This window comes from Bradyrhizobium sp., assembly GCF_035309285.1.
Lineage (GTDB): Bacteria > Pseudomonadota > Alphaproteobacteria > Rhizobiales > Xanthobacteraceae > Bradyrhizobium.
Map to the genome: position 1 here is coordinate 1 of NZ_DATGFH010000066.1, position 3,771 is coordinate 3,771.

At 61.4% G+C, this 3,771-nt stretch carries 4 protein-coding genes; all 4 read right to left on the minus strand.

Annotated features, from left to right (window positions below):
• Positions 1-384: 384 nt before the first annotated feature.
• Complete coding sequence (gene rpsO, locus VKR55_RS13035; protein ID WP_324403828.1) at positions 385-654, minus strand: 30S ribosomal protein S15; 270 nt, start codon at positions 652-654, stop codon at positions 385-387.
• Positions 655-656: 2 nt separating this feature from the next.
• On the minus strand, positions 657-1,754 hold the full coding sequence (gene truB, locus VKR55_RS13040; protein WP_324403830.1) for a tRNA pseudouridine(55) synthase TruB: 1,098 nt from the start codon (positions 1,752-1,754) through the stop codon (positions 657-659).
• Positions 1,754-2,170 (minus strand): 30S ribosome-binding factor RbfA, encoded by a 417-nt coding sequence (rbfA, locus tag VKR55_RS13045; RefSeq protein ID WP_324403831.1) that lies wholly within the window; start codon positions 2,168-2,170, stop codon positions 1,754-1,756. The genes truB and rbfA overlap by 1 nt, the downstream gene beginning before the upstream one ends.
• Positions 2,171-2,400: 230 nt before the next feature.
• On the minus strand, positions 2,401-3,771 hold a 1,371-nt coding region (gene infB / locus VKR55_RS13050; protein WP_324403833.1), incomplete at its 5' end, for a translation initiation factor IF-2.

Consider the following 3,771-nt stretch of genomic DNA (forward strand, 5'->3'; position numbering starts at 1 on the left):
AGGGGACGTCCACCCCAGTCGATCTCGACTGAATGAATATTAAACATTTCGATCTTCTTTCATGGGTTCACGAAAAGAGGGACGCCAAAGAACAAAAACCATGCGCAAGATTGCCGGATGCTGAGCGCAATGCTGCGTCAGCATCCGGCGATCCTGCCATGGTTTCTGGTTTTAGGATGGCGTCCATCCTTTCGCTTCAAGTCACGGGCACCTTGCCCGTTTGTGCCCAGCGGCCGGATTGCTGCTGGACGTTCGAATCAGAGCATGAATGGTTTCTGCTTCATGCCCCTAGGCATGACCGGTTTCGAAAACCGCTAAACGCCGGCTCTCGAGCGACCATGCAACAACGCGCGCCAAGCGACGCGCGTGTACTTCAACAGAAGCTCAACGACGAATGTTGTGCTTTTCGATGAGCGCCTTGTAACGCGCTTCGTCCGTTTTCTTCAGGTAGTTCAGAAGCGAGCGGCGCGTCGACACCAGCTTCAAGAGGCCGCGGCGTGAATGATTGTCCTTCACGTGGGTCTTGAAATGATCCGTGAGGTTGTTGATGCGTTCCGACAGGATCGCGACCTGAACCTCCGGGGAGCCGGTGTCGCCGGACTTGGTGGCACTCGCCTTGATGACTTCCGCCTTGCGCTGCGCGGTAATCGACATCGTCAAACTTTCTCGTTGCGACCGGCACTGGCTGTCAGTCCGGTCAGGTTGAACACGCGCTTGGGGATGATTTCGCCATTGGTCACTTCGGCAAGCGCGAGAAGCCGGCCTGCCACCGTGACATAGACTGTGCCGCTACTATTGGGCGCATCCCGTCCGCGCAACAAAACGGCCTGGCCCCTGTGGAGCCTTGCCGCATCAGCCCGAGTGACGGCCAGTGCCGGGATGTCGTCCAGCGCGGTCTCAACGGGCAAAAGCGCGTCGGCGAGGCTGCCCTCGCCAGACGCGGCTCTATTGCACAAAGCCTCCAACTGTTCCAGCAGAATCATGTCGTTCTCGCCGAACGGGCCGACCAGGGTCCGTCGCAGCGCGCAGATATGGCCAAAACAGCCGAGAATTCGGCCGATATCGCGGGCCAGTGCCCGCACATAGGTTCCCTTCCCACATTCCGCCTCGAACACTGAACGGCTGTTATCTATTTGTTCTATAAGAACTAATTGGTGAATCTCGACCGGGCGGGGGGCCAGCTCCACGACCTCCCCGTCCCGCGCCAGGTCATAGGCGCGCTCGCCCTGAATCTTGACCGCGGAATAGCGCGGCGGAGTTTGCTCGATCAGGCCGGTGAAGCGCGGCAATAGCGCGCGAATCGCCTCTATCGTGGGCCGCGCCTCGCTCGCCGTTACGACCTCACCCTCGGTGTCGTCGGTGTCGCGCTCCTCGCCCCAGCACACCGTGAAGCGGTAACGCTTGCGGCCGTCCATCACGAAGGGAACGGTCTTGGTCGCCTCACCAAGCGCGATCGGCAGACCGCCGGAGGCGAGCGGATCGAGCGTGCCGGCGTGTCCGGCGCGCTTGGCCGAGAACAGCCGCTTCACCACGGCGACCGCTTGTGTCGATGTCATGCCGATCGGCTTGTCGAGCACGATCCAGCCATGGATGTCACGCTTGTCGCGGCGCGGCTGCTGATTTGGCTTCGGCTGCCTCTCGCGCGGATCGTTGTTGACGCGACGGGACTCCTCGGCGCGCGAATCCGAAAAAATATTTTCGTCGGCGTCGCGCGCGTTGGTTTCGAAAACGTTTTTTGCGGGGGTTGCAATCATCAATCTTCATCCGAATCGGGTGCGAGGTCTCTCTGTACCGCAGGCGTTCGCAGTAATTTCTCGATCCGTTCCGCTTCGTCGAATCGATCGTCGACGCGAAAGCGGATATCGGGAGCAAATTTTAGGTTAACGCGCCGCGCGACCTCGCCGCGCAGATACTTCTTGTTGCGCTCCAGCGCCGCCATCACGATATCCGTGTCGCGTCCGCCGAGCGGCATCACATAAATGGTTGCAAGTTTCAGGTCCGGCGACATTCGAACCTCCGGCACCGTAATGATGTGGCCTTCAAGGTCGCTGTCGTGAACGCTACCGTGCGCGAGAATATCGGCAACAGCGTGGCGCACGGCTTCGCCGACGCGCAATTGACGCTGCGAGCCGCCTGCTGCCGCATTCTTCTTCTGGTGATGGCGAGGCATAGGAATTCACCTTGTCATGCCCGGGCTTGACCCGCCTGCGGGGCCGAACCCGTTCGAGGCACATCGCATTAAGTTACCCCTTCGGCGCGGCGGAGGCCCGGGCATCCATCTTTTCATTTCAAGAATCCGCCTTCGGCGGATGGATTGCCGGGGCTCGAAAGCGAAGACGCGCTTCGCGCTTTTGCCCCGGCAATGACGAAATGAGACGAAACGCTTCGTAAGATTTGGACTTACAGCGAGCGCTGGATCGTCTCCACACGATAACACTCGATAACGTCGTTGACGCGCATGTCGTGGTAGCTCTCGAACGCCATGCCGCATTCCTGACCCGCTTGCACCTCTTTCACTTCATCCTTGAAGCGCTTCAGTGTCGAAAGCTTGCCTTCATGCACGACGACGTTGTCGCGGATCAACCGCACATTGGCGCCGCGCTCCACCGTGCCGTCGGTGACGCGACAGCCCGCAACCTTGCCGACCTTGGAAATATTGAAGATTTCCAGGATCTGCGCATTGCCGAGCATGGTCTCGCGCAAAGTGGGCGCGAGCAGGCCGCTCATGGCTTTCTTCACGTCATCCACAAGGTCGTAGATGATATTGTAGTAGCGGATCTCGATGCCGCTGCGCTTGGCGGCGGCCGCCGCCTCCTTGTTGGCTCGGACCGAGAAGCCGATGATCGCGGCGTTGAAGCCTTCCGCAAGTGTGACGTCGGACTCGGAGATGCCACCGACGCCCGCGTGCAGGATGCGCGCCGTGACCTCGTCGGTGCCGAGCTTTTCGAGCGAGCCGAGAATGGCTTCGAGCGAGCCCTGCACGTCCGCTTTGACGACCAGCGGGAATTCCTTACGGCCCGAGGTCTTGAGCTGCGACATCATCTGCTCGAGCGAGCCGCGCATGCCGGAGATCGAGGCTGCGGCGTTCTCGCGTTTCTGGTGCGCGCGATAGCTCGTGATCTGGCGGGCACGGGCTTCGTTCTCGACCACCGCGAGACGATCGCCGGCTTCCGGCGGACCATTGAAGCCGAGCACCTCGACGGGGACCGACGGTCCCGCTTCCTCGACAGTCTCGCCCTGATCGGAGATCAGCGCGCGGACGCGGCCCATCTCGGCGCCGGCGACCACGATGTCGCCGATCCGCAGCGTGCCGCGCTGGACCAGCACGGTCGCCACCGGCCCGCGGCCGCGGTCGAGCTTGGCTTCGATCACGGTGCCTTCGGCCGGGCGTTCGGAATTGGTCTTGAGCTCGAGGATGTCGGCCTGCAGCGCGATCATCTCGAGCAAACGATCGAGATTAGTCTTGTTCTTGGCGGAGACCTCGACGTCGACGACCTCGCCGCCGAGCGATTCGACCTGCACCTCGTGCTGCAACAGCTCGGTGCGTACGCGCTCGGGCCTGGCATCGGGCTTGTCGATCTTGTTGATCGCGACGATCATCGGCACCTTCGCCGCCTTGGCGTGGTTGATCGCTTCCACCGTCTGCGGCATCACGCCGTCGTCGGCGGCTACTACCAGCACCACGATGTCGGTGACCTTGGCGCCGCGGGCGCGCATCGCGGTGAACGCGGCGTGGCCGGGCGTATCGATGAAGGTGATCTTCTTGCCGCT

What these genes read in the sequence shown, in the direction of transcription:
- rpsO (WP_324403828.1), bottom strand. Translation starts at nt 654, where the DNA reads ATGTCGATTACCGCGCAGCGCAAGGCGGAAGTCATCAAGGCGAGTGCC.
- truB (WP_324403830.1), bottom strand. Translation starts at nt 1,754, where the DNA reads ATGATTGCAACCCCCGCAAAAAACGTTTTCGAAACCAACGCGCGCGAC.
- rbfA (WP_324403831.1), bottom strand. Translation starts at nt 2,170, where the DNA reads ATGCCTCGCCATCACCAGAAGAAGAATGCGGCAGCAGGCGGCTCGCAG.